Genomic DNA, 17,610 nt, shown 5'->3' on the forward strand with positions numbered 1-17,610 from the left:
GTCCCACCAGTGGGCTGAGCAGTTTCAGCCGGCCGCCAGGTGACGAATCTCCTCGACGACGTGGTCAGGTTCGGCCAGGCACTTCCAGAGGGGCACCCGCAGTACCGCCACCTCGTCCCCAGAGGCACTGTCGACGACGTCCAGCCTGGCCAGAACACGACGCAGGGCCCGCCCGTCCGGGTCCCCGCCTGGATCGTCCACCAGGACCGCGACCCCCTTGCCGGGACCCGAGACCAGCAGATCGACGGGATGTCCCGCGAAATGCGGGTCCCACCGCACGGTGAACCCTGACGCGCGCAGTCCCCCGATGAGCCGGTCCACGGAGCGCTCACCGTCGAGCTGAACCGGCGCAGACGTCGCCGGTGGTTGTGCCAGCTTGCTCAGCAGGCCGTTCTGCCCGGACCACCACGATCGATCGCCCACGACGATCAGCTGGGACTTGGCCCGGGTGATGGCTACGTTCCACAGGTTGGTCTGCCCGACGAGCCAGCCGCGGGTGCGTTCGGTGATACCCGAGGCGCCCACCGCCGAGATCACCATGACATCACACTCACTGCCTTGAAACTTGTGCACCGTCGCGCATTTCACCCGACCGTCCAGACCGGCGGCCCGCAGCTCGCGGACCAGGAGCTTCTGGTGGGCCGACAGCGGGGTCACGACGCCGATCGACGCCGCCGGATACGTCCGGCACAGTTGCTCGACCTCGGCGACCACGGCCCGGGCCTCGGTGTCGTTCTGGCCCGATCCGGTGACACCGCGGGTGAAGTGGCCGGTGACGTCCACCCACCGGAATGCCTCGTCGGCCGGCGCCTTCAGACTCTCCGGGGAGGTCAGCACAGTGAGCCGCCCCTGATAGACCACCTGGTTGGGTACACCGATGATGTTCGGGTGGCACCGGTAATGCTGGTCCAGAAGATGCGACTGCCCCGCCGCGAGGGCGAACGCATCGTAGGCGGAATCCTTTTCGTACAGAAGACGGCGTTGCGCCATCCAGCCTTCGCCCAGGCCCGCGCGAGCCCGCTGGTCCCGGTCGTCCTCCGGCGACAACTGCACCACCGGTGTCAGCTGTCTGGGGTCCCCGATGACGAGAACCCGCCGGGCCCGGAAGAGCATGGGGAGGATCGCCGGGATGGTGCACTGGGCGGCCTCGTCGATGATCACCAGATCGAACATCGCCGGTTTCAGAGGAAGCACGCGCGCAGACTGTGTGGTCACCGCCCAGCCCGGAACGGCTGCCAGCATCGCCGGCTGCTGACTCCAGCTGCGCGGACGGTCGCCCGACATCTCGTCCGCGCGCTTGCGCAGCAACTCCTGGTGGGCGGTGACCCGCTGGACGATCTGGGCCTTCAGCAACTGACGGCTGTGCTCGACGAGCGGCTCCCAGCGCAACTCCCCCCACATCGCCTCCACGCTCGAGGGCAGCATCTCCAGGGACATGCGGGTGTCACGCCAGCACAACTCGGTGAACGCCCCGTCGCGCAGCTCGGCAATGGCCTCACGATCACCGACACCTTGTCTGCGCAGCTGCCACCGATGCCACCATCCGGTCCACCGGCTGTCCAGCGCCCGGCCGGTTCTCACGACAAGTTTCTTCAGTTCGGCATCGCCGTCCGGAAGCGACAGGCCACTGACCCGATCCCGCTCGACCGCCAGCGCGGCCAGATCCCGTTCCAGCAGGCGCCAGGTGTCGAGGTCCTTGCGGATACGCTCGGTGGTCTGGGCGAGCAGCCGGAGTTCCTCACGAGGCGTGCGCTCGTCAGGAACCGAAGATCCGTTTTTGGGGACTCTTTCGAGGATCTCGGCCAAGAGCTCGGGTTCTTTGGCCTGTTCTTTCTTGTTGCCGCTCCGCAGCAGCAGCCCAGGACCGACTGTTCCGGATATCCGATCGACCACCTGATCGACCGCCTGGTTGTTCGTCGAGCCGATCAGCACGCTCTGGCCCATGGCGGTCGCCGTGGCCAGCAGTGCACCGACGAGCTGGCTCTTGCCTGTTCCCGGCGGTCCCTGCGCGACGGTGAGTCGCGAGGACATCGCGGCTCGGATGATCTCTTCCTGGGTTTCGCTCACCTTCTCTGGTGACACCGCGACGACATTGATGTCCGGCGAGTTGTCCAAGTCGCCGGTCAGCGCCGCGAGCGCCGTGCCCGCGATCTGCCCCGGCTGCTTGGCGATCCCCTCGAGGTCCTGGGTCAGCCGGGCCACCGGTGAGCTGCCGGATCCGGCCGAGAAGAGAAATCCCGCGTTCTGCACCCGGTTGAACGGCCCGCGCCGGACCGTTCCCGTCAGGTTCGCCGGATCCAGCGCGGTCACGGGTCGCAGGTCGAAGGTCGAGGCGACACGACTGGCGGTCTGCCCGAGCGAGTCCAGATCCCCGGGGACGAACGTCTCGCCCACGGTCCGCTGCAACTCGTCCGCCTCCACGGCAGACAGGTCGTAGTGGTCGATCAGCGCCGGGCTGGGCCGGGGCGGCTGGGGATGGAGCAGCCCGTCGTCGCCGACGGTCAGATCGCACACCAGGAGCGGCGCCAGCCACACCTGCCGCTGGCCTCGCCGTTGCAGCGCGACCACCGGATAGCCGTACTGGAGCTGCTGTTCCTTGTCCGGAGCGGACTGTACGAGGGCTCGTGCCGAGTCCCAGAGCGGTACCGGTTCCACCGACGAGAGCACGGTCTCCGGTCCTGACGGGGCTGCCGCGTACGTCTCGTACCGGCCGGCGTCAACGAAGAACTCCAGCACGGCGCTTCTGCGCAGACAGGCGACGTAATAGCTGAGCAGACGCCGCCATTGGTCGGCATCGAAGGGCGTGTCGTCCGGCGCACGGTGTTCGGCCACGGTCCTCCGCTGCCGGGGCGTCTGCGACGACGCCACCAGGCGGATAGGCTCGGTCACGCCTTCACTCGACTCGACGGGAGCCTGCTGCCGGCGCGACATCTCGGCCATCACGTACCGGGACAGGTCGCTGGTCGTGATCCAGCCGTCCTCGGAGGTCGCCTGTGCCTCGCCCCGCAGACCGTTGAGCACGGCCTCGGTGAACAGGGACGGCTTGTCGGACCCCTGCGCCTTGGACTCCTTGTCGTACGGGCTCGACTGGAGCATGTAGGTGCCGCGCTCGTACCTGCCACGACGTGGTTCCTGGCGCACGGCACCGGTGAAACGGTGCCGCGCGGTGAACGATCCCGAGAAACAGCAATCAAGCAGCACGATCTTCTGGCTGGCCTTGGTGATGTTCAGCATGTGCCGGAGGATGCCGTCGACGTCGAACGCGGTGGCGTGAAAATTGCCCGCCCGGGTATCAGTCGCCGCGAGAAACACGGACTGCCGGTCGACATGCCTCAGCCCGTGGCCCGAGAAGTAGAACAGCGCGAGGTCCCCGGGGCCCCGGGCGCCGTAGAACTCCTCCACGACGTGCCGCATCTCACCGGCCGTCAGGTCGAGATGAGATTCGGCGGTGTCGAAGTCCCCGTCGGCATCGAGAACGGCCTTCAGCTCCTCGACATCGCGCCGGACGCCGGGTAGAGGCGTGAGCGTACGGTCCTCCCGGTGGACCGAGGTACCGAGAAGCAACGCGTGCCGCCCCATCAGCGCGACCGCTCCACGGCGCCACGAACGATGTCGATGATCTCGGACGTCTGCTCCGGGCTGAGCCCGTCGAGGGTGACGTCGACGTCACCCACGCGCAGGTGGGCGGTGCGGCCACGGTTACGCCCCAGGAATCCCGTGACCAGCTCGACAAGAGCCTGCACGTAGGCGGGATCGGCGGCCACGACCAGCGTGGCCAGCAGCAGCTCCCCGATGCCCTTGCTCTCGGGACCCGACGACGCCGCCTCCACGCGACGGACGTCACCGGTATCCTGAAGGTCTTCGGCCAGTTCCTCGGTCAGCTGGTCGAGGACGAAGTCGTCGTCCTCCGGAAGCTGGGTGAACGTGACCTCGACGACAGCGCTGGACATCCGGATGCCTTTCCTTAGACCCCTGGGACAGGTATCGGAAAGTACCAGTTTCGCTACTGGTGGTCATAATTGTGCTGGCTAAATCTCCTCAGCCGATCAGCTGTTTCAGCAGTTCCGCCTCCAGCGCAGCGAACCGCGGGTCGGAGAACAGCTCCGGGGTGCGCGGGCGCGGGAAGTCCACCACCACCTCGGCCGCCACCCGGGCCGGGCGGGGGCTGAACACGTAGACCCGGTCGGACAGGTACAGCGCCTCCCGCACGTCGTGGGTGATCAGCAGCACCGTCCAGCGGTACTGCTCCCACATCTGCTCCAGCCAGCGCTGCATCTGCGAGCGGGTGAGGGCGTCCAGGGCCCCGAACGGCTCGTCGAGCAACAAGACCGGCTGCTCCTGCGCCACCGTGCGCAGCAGCGCGGCGCGCTGCCGCATACCTCCAGAAAGCTGCGCCGGATAACGGTTCTCGAAGCCGGACAGGCCGAAGGGCTCCAGCAGTGGCTGGACCTTCTGCCGGGCCGCCCGACGCCGGACGCCACGCACCTCCAGACCCAGCGTGACGTTGTTCAGCACCGTGCGCCAGGGCAGCAGGGCGTCGCGCTGGGGCATGTAGGCCACCCGCGAGCCCCGGCCCAGGCCGTCACCCTCGATCCGCACGTCACCGGCATCCGGGTGGACGTCGCCGGTGAGCACCCCGAAGGTGGTGCTCTTGCCGCTGCCGCTGGGGCCGAGAATCGACACGAACTCGCCGGGCCGGGCGTGCAGATCGAGGCCGCGCACCACCGGCAGGCCGCCCAGGGTGACGTCGAGTCCGCTGATGCTGAGCGCGTTCTCGGTGGCCGGCGGAGTGGCCGCCGGAGTGGTCGGCACAGTCATCGGGACGCCTCCCCGGCGCGCACGAGGAAGGCCCAGGGCAGGGCGATCCGCTCGATCAGGTAGCTGAGCGCGAACAGCGTCAGGGTCAGCGACGCGGTGACGAACACCGCGGCCAGCACCAGGTCGGTGCGGAACGAGTTCTTCGCGAACTGCATGTACACGCCCAGGCCGGCCTCAGCCCCGGCGTACTCGGCGAAGATCGCCGACACCACCGAGTAGGTGATCGCGATCCGCAGCCCGGCCATGAAGTACGGCAGGGCCGAGGGCAGCCGCACGGTGCGGAACACCCGCCACCGCCCGGCGCCCATCGAGCGCAGCAGCGCCACGCTGTCGGGATCGGCCGAGCGGAACCCCTCCACGAAACTCAGGGTGGTGGAGAAGAAGTTGACGAACACGATGAGCAGGATCTTGGGGAACTGGCCGAAACCGAACCAGACGATCACCAGCGGGGCCAGCGCCACCAGCGGCAGCGTCTGGCTGACCACCAGCACCGGCAGCACGGCGCGCCGGGCCAGGCCGGAAAGGTCCACCAGCACGGCGAAACCGAACCCGACCGCCACCGACAGGGCCAGCCCGATCAGCGTGGCCCGCAGCGTGGGCCAGGTGTTGGCCAGCAGGTTCTCCCGGTCGCCCCAGCCCTGCTGCACCACCCTCAAGGGGGTGGGCAGCACGTCCGGTCCGGGTCCGGCGGTCGCGGCGTACAGCTGCCAGATCCCGAACAGGAGGACGACGAGAAGCACGGGCGGGAGCACCGTGCCCGGGCGCAACCACCCGGGACCGTTTCCGCCGGAGCCGGTTTCGTCCGTCGAGGTCTCGCCCCCCGCGCTCATGCCACCGGCACCGGCAGGTAGTCGTTCGTGAACGAGTGCTGCCACGCGTCCGCGTCCGGCAGGATCCCGTACGAGGCCAGCCACTGCGTGTACGGCTGCATGAGGTCGGCCCGCACCTGGCCCCAGCGACCGTCGTGGAACCAGGTCGGGGTGAGCAGGTCCAGCGACGTCCTCAGGATCTCCCGGGAGAAGTACGGCACGTACCGCTCGAAAGCGTCCAGGGCAAGCGCCGGTTCGTCGCGGGCGGCGAGGTAGCCGCGCTCGACGATGCCCAGCAGCGTGCGCACCAGCACCGGGTTGCGCTCCAGGGTGGACTCCTGGGTGCCGAGCAGGTAGCTGTGGTAGGGCGGCGCGCCGATCGTGTCGACCGGCCAGATCACCCGTTCCTGCTGGGGCAGGGCACCCAGCAGCGCGTCCCACGCCCAGTAGTTGCCGAAGGTGGCGTCGGCCTCACCGGCCGCCACGTCGTCCGCCAGCAGTTCTCGCAGGCCGCTGTCGACCACGGTGACCTTGTCGAAATCCCCTCCGTCGGCGGCGATCAGGTGCCGCACCATGGCCAGGCCGCGCGGTGTCGGGTTCAGCGCCAGGCGCCGGCCCTCCAGGTCACGGGGCCGGGTGATGCCGGTGCCGGTGGTGGTGAGGATGGTCTCCATGCCGCGGTGGTTGATCGCCGCGACCGCCTTCAGCGGCTGGTGCGCGGCCCGGCGCACCAGCAGCCGGTTGGTCGGGAACACCGCGAAATCGGCCTCGAACCGGGACAGATAGGCCAGCGAGTCGCCCCGCGAGGGGTCGGCCACGGCCAGCTCGACGTCCAGCCCGGCCTCGGTGAACCAGCCCTGCCGGCTGGCCACGAAGAAGCCCGCCGAGTTCGTCCACGGGTGGAGGTATTCCAGTACGACGCGCAGTCTCGAGCTCATCGTCGTCCTCAGTTCGGCAGGTAGTCGTTGGTGTAGTACGTGGTCCAGTCCGGTTCCGCCGTCAGCTTTTTGCCGTCGGCGTCGGTCAGGAGCCCGTTGTCGTAGAGGAACGAGCCGTAGTCGTCCCAGAACTTCTCGTCCTGGGCGCCCACCGAACCCTTCTCGGTGTTCAGGTAGCCGTCGTCGGCCAGCAGCTTCTGGCTGGCCCGCACCAGCTCGGCGTCGGTGAGCTGCGTGGAGTTGGCCTTCACCAGCAGGTCCGCCGCCTTCTCCGGATCGCTGGCGGCGTAGGCGTATCCGTCGGCGGTGGCGGCCAGGAACTTCTTCGCCAGGTCGGAGTTGGCGTCCAGGTACTTCTGGCTGCTGGCCAGCAGCACCGAGTACTGGTCGGGGAAGCCGTAGTCGGTGGGGGCGAACGACTTCAGCGCCTTGCCCTGCCGCTCGGCCTCCACGCCCTCCCAGGTCAGCACCGGGATGGTGAAGTCGGCCTGGCCGCTGTACACGGCCTGGTAGGCCGAGGTGTCCAGGGTGACCGTACGGAAGTCGCCCTTTCCGCCGTCGTGCTGGATGACGTACTTCAGCAGCGGGCCCTCGTCCGGGGAGCCGAAACCGGCGTAGATCTTGCCGTCCAGGTCTTTCGGGCTGGTGATGTCGGTGCGCTCGGCGCTGTAGGCGATGCCGTAGGTGCCCTTGCGGTTGGGCGCGTACACCGACAGCACGTCCTGCCCGGCGGCCCGGGCATAGGCCACGCCGGCCTGGTAGGAGAAGCCGAAATCCGCCTTGTCGTGGGCGATCAAGGTCTCCGGCGAGGTGGAGGAGTAGGGGATCACCTTGAGCTTGATGCCCTGCTTCTCGTAGTAGCCGAGCTGGTCGGCCACGAAGACGCCGGTGTAGTCGGTGTTCGCCGTCCAGCTCAGCGCCACGCTGATCTCGGTCAGGTCGCCGTCCGGGGAACCACCCGACGAGGACGACGAGCCGGCGCAGGCCGAGGCCGCGAGCGCGGTGACGGAGAGCGCGGCGGTCAGCAGGCCACGACGGGTGAGCTGTGCAGATCTGTTCATCACGAAGTCCGTTTACGGCTCGGGGGCGGGGTTTTCAGAACGTTGAGGCGGGGTGGGTGGAGATCGTTGTGCACCACGACGTCGGCGCGGGCGGGGATGTCGTCGGCCGCCAGCAGGGCTTGCTCGTCGGCGGCCCAGGCGCTGAGGTGGTGCTGGTAGCCGGGCCAGTCGGCGCGGGCGCGCAGGCGTTCCAGCCGCACGGCGTCGGCCGCCTCGACCCAGACCAGCAGGGCGAGATACTCGTCCAGCAGGGCACTTCCGGCACCGCAGCCCTCCAGAACCACGATGGTGGACGACGTGAGCTCCTGCCAGTCCCCCCGGGTCGCGGTGGCCCACAGGTAGGGCCGCCAGCGGGCCGGGCGGCCCGCGGCCAGGGGTTTGGCGATCCACTCGCGCAGCAGCGCGCCCACGCCGGGCAGGCCGTCCCAGCCCTCGTAGAGGTCGTCGAGCTCCAGCAGCGGCGCGCCGAGTTCGGCGGCCAGCTCGCGGCCCAGGGTGGTCTTGCCGGAGCCGGAGCGCCCGTCGACCGCCACCAGCCGGGTGCCGCCCGCCGAGGGCGGGCGGGTACGGGCGAGCTCGGCGAGCACCGTGACCAGAGGGCTGACGGGAGCCACGGGCGGGGCACCCGTCAGGTCGGCCGCCGCAGCGGCCGTCACGTCGCCCCCGGCAGTGGCCCTGACGTCGGCCGTTGCCTCTGCCGTCACGTCGCCCGTCACATCGGCCAGGCCGGGAGCCGGGCCGGTGGCCGGGCCGGGATGGTGGCCGGTGTCGGTGCGCACGGGACTCTCCTGACGGTGCGGATGCTGCTGGCTGACGTGGGCCGACGCCCGGTGTCCCCGTCCGGGTATCAGCTCTGACCTGCGGCGACCCGCCTCGGGGCCGGCCGCTGCGGTGAATACTGGATTAATCCGATCCAGAATGTCAACACCTCTGTACCCACGTGCATACACAGGTATGCTCGCGTCGAACCACAGGTCGTACCCTCGGGAGAGCTACATGTCGCCACGCACCGGCCGGGCCGTCGCCACAGCGCCGGGCAGAACCAACGACGCCGCCGCGCCCGGCCCCGAGGAGAGCCCCTCCCCCGCGTCGCTGTACGACACGATCCGCTCCGACATCCTCGGCGGCGCGTTCGACCCCGCGGCCCTGCTCCAGGAGGTGCCGATGGCCGAGCGCTACCGGGTCTCGCGCACACCGGTGCGCGAGGCGCTGGCCCGGCTGGAGCACGAGGGCCTGGTGGAGAAGACCGGGCGCGGGCACCGGGTGCGTTCCGGCACCGCGGAGGACGTGCTGGAGGTGTACGAGGCCCGCATCGTGCTGGAGGGCCAGGCCGCGGCGAGCGCGGCCGAGCGCCGTGGTGAACTCGACCTGGCCCGGCTGGCGCACCTGCACGCCGCCGTCCTGGCCGGCGGGCAGGAAGGAGAGGCCGAGCGCGGCACCCACTCGGCCTGGCACGCCACCGTCTGGAGGGCCTCGCACAACCGCACGATCGAGACGCTGCTGCACCGGCTCACCGCCCAGCTGCGCATCTACGACCGCGGCACCCGGGAGACCCCGCAGGACCTGGAGCAGACCCGCGCCGAGCACGAGGCCATCCTCACCGCCATCCGCGAGCGCCGTCCCGACGAGGCCCGCGCCGCCATGACCGCCCACCTGACCCGCGCCCGCGAGGTGCGCCTGCACCGCTTCGGAAGTGAAACAGCTTGAGCACCGCGCACACCGCCGGCCTGGTCCTGCCGGTCCGGCACCGGCCCACCGGCTACGACCACGAGAGCGTCATCCGGCTGGGCGAGTTCGCCGACGCCCAGCCGGGCTGGAGCACCCTGTGGGTGCCGGACTCGCTGATGGCACTGCCGTTCCTCGACTCCGGTGTGCTGCTGGCCGCGCTCGCCGCCCGCACCCGGCGGATCCGGCTGGGGGTGGGCTGCATGGCGTCGCTGGGGTTCCGGCACCCGGTCACGGTGGCCCGGCAGTGGGCCGACCTGGACGCCCTCTCGCGGGGGCGGATGCTGCTGGCCGCCTGCCCGGGCAACGGCACCGGCACGGCCGTGGAGAACGAGCTGCGCACGTTCGGCATGGACTACCGGGAGAAGGTGGCCCGGTTCGAGGAGGCCGTCGAGCTGCTGCACGCGGTCAGCTCCGGGGCCACGTCGTACAGCGGCCCCTTCACCCAGGTGGAGAACCTGGATCTGGGGCCGGGTTTCGTGCAGCGCCCGTTGCCGATCTGGATCACCGCGAACCCCTCCCCCACGGCCGGGCCGGCCACGGTGGACCGGCTGCTGGGCCGGGTGGCCCGGCTCGGCGACGGCTGGCTGACCTTCAACGTCACCCCGCAGCTGCTGCGTGAGCGGGTGGAGCGGCTGTACGAGCTGCGGGCGAAGCTGCGTCCGGAAGCCTCCGGGCGGCTGGAGATCTGCGTCTTCCTGAACACCAACGTCGGCCTCGACCAGGCCGCGGTGCGCGCCGACGCCACGCAGCGCTGGTTCCAGACCGCACCGCGCGGCGTCACCCTCGACGACCTGGACGGCATCGCCGCCATCGGTTCCCCGGAGCAGGCCGCCGACCTGGCCGGGCGGCTGGCCGAGGCCGGGGCCACGCACCTGGCGATCGAGCCGCTGAGCCTCGACGTGCCCGCGCAGGCCCGCGCGCTGACCGAGCTGCTGCTGCCCCGCCTGAACCTGCTCCCGACCCCTGATCGCTCCCTCGTTCAGTCCTGAAAGGCCCGACAGTGATGACTGACCCGCTGCTTCCGCCGCTGGCCACGCCGGCCGAGGTTTTCGCCGTCCTCGAGCACCCCCGGCTGCGGGTGGTCGACGCCACCGGTTACCTGGACCGGCCACCGGGCGGCGGGCCCTACACGGTGCGCTCGGGGCGGCCGGGATACACGGAACAGCACCTGCCCGGCGCCGGGCACGCCGACATCGGCGGTGCCCTCTCGGTTCCGGGGGCGCCCCGCCCGTTCACGCTCCCGCAACCGCAGGTGCTCGCGGACGCCCTCGGGGCCGCCGGGCTGGGCGACGGGACGCACGTGGTGATCTACGCGCGCAACTCGCCGATGTGGGCCACCCGGCTGTGGTGGCTGCTGCACTATCTGGGGCACGACGAGGTGAGCGTGCTGGACGGCGGTCTGCCAGGCTGGATCGCGGCGGGGCTGCCGGTGCACGACGGTGAGGTGACGCTGCCCGCGGCGACACTGACGCCGCGCCCGCGCGCCGAGTTGCTGGCCGGGCTCGACGAGGTGAACGAATTGTCGCAGAGCGGTGGGCTTCTGGTGAACGCCCTGGCGCCGCAGGTGTTCCGGGGCGAGGGCGTCACCTCCTACAGCCGTCCGGGCCGCATCCCGAACAGCGTGAACCTGCCCTGGACCGAGCTGGTCGACCCGCAGACGATGGTGTGGCGCGATCCCGGCACCCGGGCGGCCGCGCTGGCCCCGCACGGGGAGCGGCCGGTGGTCGCCTACTGCGGCGGCGGGATCTCGGCCACCGTGGACGTTTTCGGCTGGTACCTGAACGGCCGGGACGACGTGCGCCTGTACGACGGGTCGCTGGCCGAGTGGTCGGCCCGGCCCGACCTGCCGATGCAGACCGGGTGAGGGGCGCCCCGTGCGCGGGGCGCCCCGTGCGCGGGGCGCCCCGTGCGCGGGGCGCCCCGTGCGCGGGGCGCCCCGTGCGCGGGGCGCCCCGGCCGGCCTACCGCCGGTAGGCGGCGGCCGGGTGGCTGTCGGCCACCCGGGCCAGGCCCTTGCCCCGGAAGTACTCGCGCAGGGTGTCGCCCTCGTACTCGTCCCAGACCCGGCCCCGGCGGCGCAGTTCCGGCACCACCAGGTCGACGAACTCGCGGTGCCCGGCCGGCGGGATCGGGTCGGCCAGGTTGAAGCCGTCGATCTCGGCGGCCTCCATCCACTCCTCCATCTGGTCGGCCACCGAGCCGGGTGAGCCGACGAACAGCGGGCCGCCGCCACCGACGCCGACGAACTCGGCCAGCGCCCGCGGCGTCCACACCCGGTCCGGGTCCATGGTGGTGAAAACGTCCACCAGGCCCCGGATCCCCTCGGTCTCGGCGTGCTCCAGCGGGGTGTCCGGGTCGAGGCCGGACAGGTCGATGTGCAGCAGCGCGCTCCAGCGGGCCAGGCTGCCCTCCAGCGAGGTGTACCGTTGGAGGCCGGCCAGCCGCTCCTGGGCGGCCTCGTCGGTGGCCCCGGTGACCACGGTGGCGATCGCGAAGATCTTCAGCTCCCGCGGGTCGCGCCCGGCCGCCGCGGCCTGCGCCCGGAAACGCCGCGACAGATCGCGCGCCATCTGCGCCTTGTAGGTGCTGACGAACACGCCCTCGGCGTGCTTGCCCGCGAAAGCGCTTCCGGACGGCGAGCTCCCGGCCTGGAAGATGACCGGCGTGCGCTGCGCGGAGGGCTCGGACAGGGCGATGCCGGGCACGCTGAAGTACCTGCCGCGGTGCTCGACCGGATGCACCCTGGCCGGGTCGGCGAACACGCCGGTGCTCACGTCGCGCACCACCGCGCCGTCCTCCCAGCTGCCCTCCCAGAGCTTGTAGACGACGTCCATGAACTCGTCGGCGATGAGATAGCGCTCGTCGTGCGGGATCTGCCGGTCCAGCCCGAGGTTGCGGGCCGCGGAGTCGAGTGCCGAGGTGACCACGTTCCAGCCGATCCGGCCGTCGGTCAGGTGGTCGAGCGTGGTCATCTTGCGGGCCAGCGCATAGGGCTGCTCGTAGGTGGTGGACACGGTGACGGCGAAGCCCAGCCGGTCGGTGGCGGCGGCCATCGCCGGGATCACCAGCAGCGGGTCGTCGGTCGGTGTCTGGATGCCGTCGCGCAGCGCGGCGTCGACCCGGCCCTGGTACACCTCCAGCGGGCCCAGGGCGTCGGCGATGAACAGGGCGTCGAAACCGCCACGTTCGAGGATCTGGGCGGTCTCGACCCAGTGCCGGAGGGTGCGGTACTCGTGGGCGCGGGAGTCCGGGTGACGCCACAGGCCCATCGCCGTGTGCCCAACCGTGTTCTGCCGCAGGCCGTTCAGGCGCATGCGCGGAATGCTCATGTCAGCACCCTATTTCGGCCGCCGTCGGCGACGATGGTGTCGCTCGTCTCGTTCCCGCACATTCACAGGTATTTTATACTAGATTGATAGAGAAAGCTCACGGAGGGGAGGCGAGCACATGCACGAGGCCGACGGACCGTCACCAAGGCGTGACCTGGGCGCCGGAAATCTTCTGTTAACCTCACTCGGGTGTCCAGCACCCTGCTCACCAGTCGCCGCGAGGTGGACTATGCCTGGGTCGCTAGTTCGCTCTGTCGGAACTGATTTCGCGTAACCACAGCGCACCGTCACTTCCGCCCTCGCGCGAAGAGGCCGTCGGGCTCACCGTTTTGTTACGCCTCCGCGTTCTTCCGTAATCGGAGTTTCACCGTCGCACCCGTCCCGATCGGGACCGGGCGATTCCCCCTGCCCACATCCGAACCCGAGGATGACCGATGTCCGAGCCCAACCTGCCCACCGAGCCCAGCGACGCGAACGAGCCCCAGCTGCCCAGCAAGCCGCGCAACACCCGCCGCAACGCCCTGATCGCCGGGGCGGCCGTGATCGTCGTGGCGATCGCCGGCGTGGCCTACGCGGTGTCCGCGAGCGGTGACGACGACGAGGACGGTGCCGGCGCCGCGCAGACCGTGAGCATCGGCGTCACCGACGCCTCGCAGGCGTACTGGAAGACCTACACCGACCTGGCCAAGAAGGAACTGAACGTCAACGTCAAGCTGGTCAACTTCGGTGACTACAGCCAGCCGAACCCGGCGCTGAAGCAGGGCGAGACCGACCTGAACCAGTTCCAGCACATCCAGTACCTGGCCGACTACAACGTCACCAGCAACGACACCCTCCAGCCGATCGGCGCCACGGCGGTGTACCCGCTGCCGCTGTACTCCACCGACTACGAGAAGCCGGAGGAACTGCCGGCCAAGGCCAAGGTCGCCATCCCGAACGACACGATCAACGAGGCCCGCGGCCTGCTCGTGCTCCAGGCGGCCGGGCTGCTGACCCTCAAGGACGGCGGGGGCGCGTTCTCCAGCACCGACGACATCGAGACCGCCAAGATCGAGGTCGTGCCGCTGGACGCCTCACAGACGGCCGGCGCGGTGAAGAGCGGTTCCACCGACGCCTCGATCGTCAACAAGAACTACGCCGCCGACGCCGGTCTCACCAACGACCAGGTGCTCTACCAGGACGACCCGGCCAGCGACTCGGCCGCCCCGTACGTCAACATCTTCGCCGCACGCGCCGAGGACAAGGACAACGAGACGTACCAGAAGCTCGCCGCGCTCTACCACGACCCGTCGGTCGAGGCCGGCGTGCAGGAGGCCAACGACAACACCGCGGTGTTCCGTGACACCTCGGCCGCCGATCTCCAGGCCGAGCTGGCGAAGGTGGAGGAACAGGCGCGTGCCGCCAAGTGAGCCCGCGGTGCACGTCCGTTTCGAGGGCGTGACCAAGACCTTCCCGGGGCGCACCCGCAAGGATCCCCCGCACGAGGTGCTGCGCGGGATCGACCTGGAGATCCGCCGGGGAGAGATCTTCGGCATCATCGGCCAGTCCGGGGCGGGCAAGAGCACCCTGGTGCGGCTGATCAACGGCCTGGAGCCGGTCACCACCGGCCGGCTCCGGGTCGGTGACCGTGACATCGCGGGCCTGCCCGAGCGGGAGCTGCGCTCCGTGCGCCGCGACATCGGGATGATCTTCCAGCAGTTCAACCTGTTCCGCTCGCGCACGGTGGCCGGCAACGTGGCCTACCCGCTGAAGGTGGCCGGGGTGAAGCAGCCGGCCCGCGACAAGAAGGTGGCGCGGCTGCTCGACTTCGTCGGCCTGCTCCAGCGGGCCAACGACCACCCCGAGCAGTTGTCCGGCGGGCAGCAGCAGCGGGTCGGCATCGCCCGGGCCCTGGCCACCGATCCGTCGCTGCTGCTGGCCGACGAGGCCACCAGCGCGCTGGACCCGGAGACCACTCAGGACGTGCTGAACCTGCTCCGGCAGGTCAACCGCGAGCTGGGGATCACCATCGTGATCATCACCCACGAGATGGACGTGATCCGCCGGATCGCCGACCGGGTGGCCGTGATCGATTCCGGTCAGGTGATCGAGACCGGCAGTGTCTACGACGTTTTCGCGACGCCGAAGACACCGGAGGCGACCCGGTTCGTCAGCAGCACGCTGCGCGACCGGCCCTCCGCCGACACCCTGGCCCGGCTGCGGCAGGTGCACCCGGGCCGGCTGGTGTCGGTGCGGGTGCAGGACCGGCCCGGGTTCCAGACCACGCTGTCGTCGGCCTTCATCAAGCGGGACGTGGAGGCCGAGATCGTGTTCGGCGGGATCAGCGAGCTCCAGGAGCGCCCGGTGGGCAGCCTGACCTTCGCGCTGACCGGTGACGACGGGGCCGTCGACAACGCGCTGTCGGCCCTGCGTGCGGACGAGTTCGACGTCGAGGAGCATGTGCGATGAGCGATTTCGACTGGCCGGTGTTCCAGGAGGCGATCGGCCAGACCTTCTTCATCGTGTCGATCTCGGTGGTCGTCGGCGGTCTGCTCGGGCTGGCCCTGGGCGTCGTGCTGTACGCCACCCGGCCGGGCAACCTGCTGGCGAACCGGCCGGTGTTCATCCTGCTGAACGTGGCGGTGAACATCGTCCGGCCGATCCCGTTCGTGATCTTCCTGGTGGCCATCCAGCCGCTGATGCTGGCGTCCATCGGCACCACGATCGGCACCAACGCGGTGACGTTCGCGCTGTCGCTGTCGGCGGCGTTCGCGGTCAGCCGGATCGTCGAGCAGAACCTGCTCACGGTCAGCCCGGGCGTGATCGAGGCGGCCCGCGCCGCCGGGGCCGGGCCGGTAGGCATCCTGCTCACCGTGCTGGTGCCCGAGGCGCTCGGCCCACTGATCCTGGGCTACACGTTCATGTTCGTCGCGATCGTCGACATGTCCGCCCAGGCAGGCCTTTTCGGTGGTGGCGGGATCGGCGACTTCGCCATCACCTACGGCTCGCAACGCTACAACTGGCCGGTGGTGTACATCAGCGTGGCCGCGATGATCATCATCGTGCAGGCCGGGCAGTTCCTGGGCAACTACCTCGCCCGCAGGGCCCTGCGCCGCTGAACCACCGTGGTCGTGCACGAGATGCCCCTCGTGCACGACCACGGCTCTTGTGTGGGGACGACGAAACACCCGCCCCACGAACCGCGTTCATGGGTGCGCGCCCCGATTCCCCCGTCCCGAGGGGGCGCGCACCCGGCACCGGACGCCGGGGCGGAGGGAGGTCTCCGGCGCCGCTGCCACCGTCGCCCCACGGCGACGGATCCTCAGCCGCGCGTCACCAGTCGCGGCCTGCGCTCCGGCGACCCCAGAGCATCCATGAAATCCGCTGCTCTCCACAGACACTCGGCGATCTCCCGGGCCTGCGCCGCATCCGTCTCGAACGTTTCCCCCACGGTGATCCGCGGGCGGCTCATGGTGATGACGACCGGGTCGGCGAGCAGATCGTGATCCACCCGCTGAGCCACCCGCACCACCACCTCGTCGCCCGTCACCCGGACGACCCCGATCACCCGCTCGTGATCCACGGCCTCCTCCTCCACCACCGACGACCTCGCCCAGACGTGGTCCTCGCCGTGCCGCACCTCGCGCATCCGCGTCCCCTTCGCGATCCGCCGTCCACTTCCGTGAGCCACATCCTGTTCCACAGGGCCTTCGTTGTGCACACCCTCGTGTCGGGAATCCCGCTACGAGGCGCCCGCAGCGGGATCGCAGTCGCGGGAGCCGGTGATCTGGCACACTTTTGGGATGTCCGTCGTGGTGAGGAAGTCACTCGGAAGACAGCTCGCGGCCCTGCGCCAGGCTGCGGGCGTCACCCCGTCGCAGGTGGCCGGCACCAAGATCGCCAGCACCAGCAAACTGCATCGGCTGGAACACGGCGAGGTGTCGGTACGACTGGAGACCGTGTGGGCGCTCTGCGACCTGTACCGGGCCTCGGCCGAGGCGAAGAGCCGCTTGTCGTCAATGGCCCTGAACACCGCCCAGAACGGCTGGTGGGAAGGTTTTTCCGACCTCCTCGTCAGCCCGCACTTCGGTACCTACGTCGAGCTGGAGTCGGCGGCCGACGAGCTGCTGGCCTGGGAGGGCGAGCTGGTGCACGGGCTGTTGCAGACGCCCGAGTACACGGCGGCGGTGTTCGACGCGAATCCCTTTCCCACCCGCTCCGCAGAGGACCGCCGGCGGCAGGTCGAATTCCGACAGGAGCGGCAGCGAACGGTGCTGGACCGCGCCCGGCCGATCCGGCTGTCGTTCGTTCTCGGTGAGGGTACTCTGCTGCGGGAGATCGGGGGTCCCACGGTCCTGGACCGACAACGACAGCACCTACTCCGCATCGGGCAGCGGCCGAGCGTCGACATCTCTGTCCTCACCTGGAGGGCGGGGGCACATGCCCTGATGCGTGGATCGCTGCACATCCTCGGCTTCGACGACAGCGATGTTCCGGATGTCGTCTATGTGGAAGGCGTGCTGGGCGGTCGCTACGAGGAAGCTTCGGCCACGGTCAGCGCACAGAGGGCGAAGTACCATCTAGTGCGAGCATCGGCCACACCGATCGAGGAGTACCTGACATGACCGCCGACATTTCCTGGTTCAAGGCCTCCGCATCCGACACCGGAGGTGCCTGCGTCGAGATGCGCCGCCACCACGGCACCCCCGAACTGCGCGACTCCAAGAACCCCACCGGCGCCGTCCTCCAGCTCTCCCCTGCCGGCCTGACCACCTGGCTCACCGGCGCCCGCGACGGCGAGTTCGACCACCTCAGCCACCCCGCCTGAGCTCACAGCCGTCTTCGGGTGAGGCTTTTCGCCAGGGAGTCGATCGTTCCGGAGCCGCGTGGCGCAGGCCGCCCGCAGGAGCTGGAAGACTGGGCGGCCGCAATGGCTCCGCACGGAACG

At 70.0% G+C, this 17,610-nt stretch carries 17 protein-coding genes; 8 read left to right on the forward strand and 9 right to left on the reverse strand.

Translation table 11 applies throughout. The features are described from left to right. Window positions 1–24 precede the first annotated feature (24 nt). The 7 genes from KIH74_RS13695 to KIH74_RS13725 all read right to left on the reverse strand — a co-directional run bounded on the left by KIH74_RS13695 (window position 25) and on the right by KIH74_RS13725 (window position 8,405). Window positions 25–3,579, reverse strand: coding sequence for an AAA domain-containing protein (locus tag KIH74_RS13695; RefSeq protein ID WP_214156283.1), 3,555 nt, complete (start codon window positions 3,577–3,579; stop codon window positions 25–27). Next, window positions 3,579–3,950 carry an effector-associated constant component EACC1 gene (locus KIH74_RS13700; RefSeq protein WP_214156284.1) on the reverse strand — a complete coding sequence of 124 codons (372 nt, stop codon included), beginning with the start codon at window positions 3,948–3,950 and terminating at the stop codon, window positions 3,579–3,581. Before KIH74_RS13700 ends, KIH74_RS13695 begins: the two co-directional genes overlap by 1 nt. Window positions 3,951–4,038: 88 nt before the next feature. Further along, entirely contained in the window at window positions 4,039–4,818 is a 780-nt protein-coding gene (locus tag KIH74_RS13705) for an ABC transporter ATP-binding protein (protein ID WP_214156285.1), read from the reverse strand. After that, window positions 4,815–5,558, reverse strand: a complete 744-nt coding sequence (locus KIH74_RS13710; RefSeq protein WP_214156286.1) for an ABC transporter permease — start codon at window positions 5,556–5,558, stop codon at window positions 4,815–4,817. Before KIH74_RS13710 ends, KIH74_RS13705 begins: the two co-directional genes overlap by 4 nt. Window positions 5,559–5,644: 86 nt before the next feature. Continuing rightward, a complete protein-coding gene (locus tag KIH74_RS13715) occupies window positions 5,645–6,565 on the reverse strand; it encodes an ABC transporter substrate-binding protein (protein ID WP_214156287.1) in 921 nt (306 codons plus the stop codon). Window positions 6,566–6,573: 8 nt separating this feature from the next. Continuing rightward, on the reverse strand, window positions 6,574–7,626 hold the full coding sequence (locus tag KIH74_RS13720; protein WP_214156288.1) for an ABC transporter substrate-binding protein: 1,053 nt from the start codon (window positions 7,624–7,626) through the stop codon (window positions 6,574–6,576). Then, entirely contained in the window at window positions 7,626–8,405 is a 780-nt protein-coding gene (locus KIH74_RS13725) for a uridine kinase family protein (protein WP_214156289.1), read from the reverse strand. The genes KIH74_RS13720 and KIH74_RS13725 overlap by 1 nt, the downstream gene beginning before the upstream one ends. A gap of 217 nt (window positions 8,406–8,622) precedes the next feature. On the opposite strand from KIH74_RS13725, the gene KIH74_RS13730 reads away from it, so the two are divergent. From KIH74_RS13730 to KIH74_RS13740, 3 genes are read left to right on the forward strand one after another with little or no spacing between them, the layout of a single operon-like run. Next, a complete protein-coding gene (locus KIH74_RS13730) occupies window positions 8,623–9,333 on the forward strand; it encodes a GntR family transcriptional regulator (protein WP_214156290.1) in 711 nt (236 codons plus the stop codon). Then, window positions 9,330–10,343 carry an LLM class flavin-dependent oxidoreductase gene (locus tag KIH74_RS13735; protein WP_214156291.1) on the forward strand — a complete coding sequence of 338 codons (1,014 nt, stop codon included), beginning with the start codon at window positions 9,330–9,332 and terminating at the stop codon, window positions 10,341–10,343. The genes KIH74_RS13730 and KIH74_RS13735 overlap by 4 nt, the downstream gene beginning before the upstream one ends. 14 nt (window positions 10,344–10,357) lie before the next feature. Further along, window positions 10,358–11,218, forward strand: coding sequence for a sulfurtransferase (locus tag KIH74_RS13740; protein WP_214156292.1), 861 nt, complete (start codon window positions 10,358–10,360; stop codon window positions 11,216–11,218). A 97-nt stretch (window positions 11,219–11,315) separates the two neighbouring features. On the opposite strand, the gene KIH74_RS13745 is transcribed toward KIH74_RS13740, so the two are convergent. Continuing rightward, window positions 11,316–12,683, reverse strand: a complete 1,368-nt coding sequence (locus KIH74_RS13745; protein WP_214156293.1) for an LLM class flavin-dependent oxidoreductase — start codon at window positions 12,681–12,683, stop codon at window positions 11,316–11,318. A 434-nt stretch (window positions 12,684–13,117) separates the two neighbouring features. Here KIH74_RS13745 and KIH74_RS13750 point away from each other — a divergent pair, with 434 nt between their 5' ends. The 3 genes from KIH74_RS13750 to KIH74_RS13760 are packed head-to-tail and all read left to right on the forward strand — an operon-like array spanning window position 13,118 to window position 15,781. Next, entirely contained in the window at window positions 13,118–14,092 is a 975-nt protein-coding gene (locus tag KIH74_RS13750; RefSeq protein WP_214156294.1) for a MetQ/NlpA family ABC transporter substrate-binding protein, read from the forward strand. Continuing rightward, entirely contained in the window at window positions 14,079–15,131 is a 1,053-nt protein-coding gene (locus KIH74_RS13755; protein WP_308113768.1) for a methionine ABC transporter ATP-binding protein, read from the forward strand. Before KIH74_RS13750 ends, KIH74_RS13755 begins: the two co-directional genes overlap by 14 nt. Next, window positions 15,128–15,781 (forward strand): methionine ABC transporter permease, encoded by a 654-nt coding sequence (locus KIH74_RS13760; protein WP_214156295.1) that lies wholly within the window; start codon window positions 15,128–15,130, stop codon window positions 15,779–15,781. The genes KIH74_RS13755 and KIH74_RS13760 overlap by 4 nt, the downstream gene beginning before the upstream one ends. 203 nt (window positions 15,782–15,984) lie before the next feature. Here KIH74_RS13760 and KIH74_RS13765 read toward each other — a convergent pair whose 3' ends face one another. Then, window positions 15,985–16,311, reverse strand: a complete 327-nt coding sequence (locus KIH74_RS13765) for a hypothetical protein (protein WP_214156296.1) — start codon at window positions 16,309–16,311, stop codon at window positions 15,985–15,987. 154 nt (window positions 16,312–16,465) lie between these two features. On the opposite strand from KIH74_RS13765, the gene KIH74_RS13770 reads away from it, so the two are divergent. Together KIH74_RS13770 and KIH74_RS13775 are read left to right on the forward strand one after the other, a co-directional pair. Next, a complete protein-coding gene (locus KIH74_RS13770; RefSeq protein ID WP_214156297.1) occupies window positions 16,466–17,287 on the forward strand; it encodes a helix-turn-helix domain-containing protein in 822 nt (273 codons plus the stop codon). Further along, window positions 17,284–17,490, forward strand: coding sequence for a DUF397 domain-containing protein (locus KIH74_RS13775; RefSeq protein WP_214156298.1), 207 nt, complete (start codon window positions 17,284–17,286; stop codon window positions 17,488–17,490). Before KIH74_RS13770 ends, KIH74_RS13775 begins: the two co-directional genes overlap by 4 nt. Window positions 17,491–17,610 lie beyond the last annotated feature (120 nt).

The sequence above is a fragment of the Kineosporia corallincola genome (assembly GCF_018499875.1).
Taxonomy (GTDB): domain Bacteria; phylum Actinomycetota; class Actinomycetes; order Actinomycetales; family Kineosporiaceae; genus Kineosporia; species Kineosporia corallincola.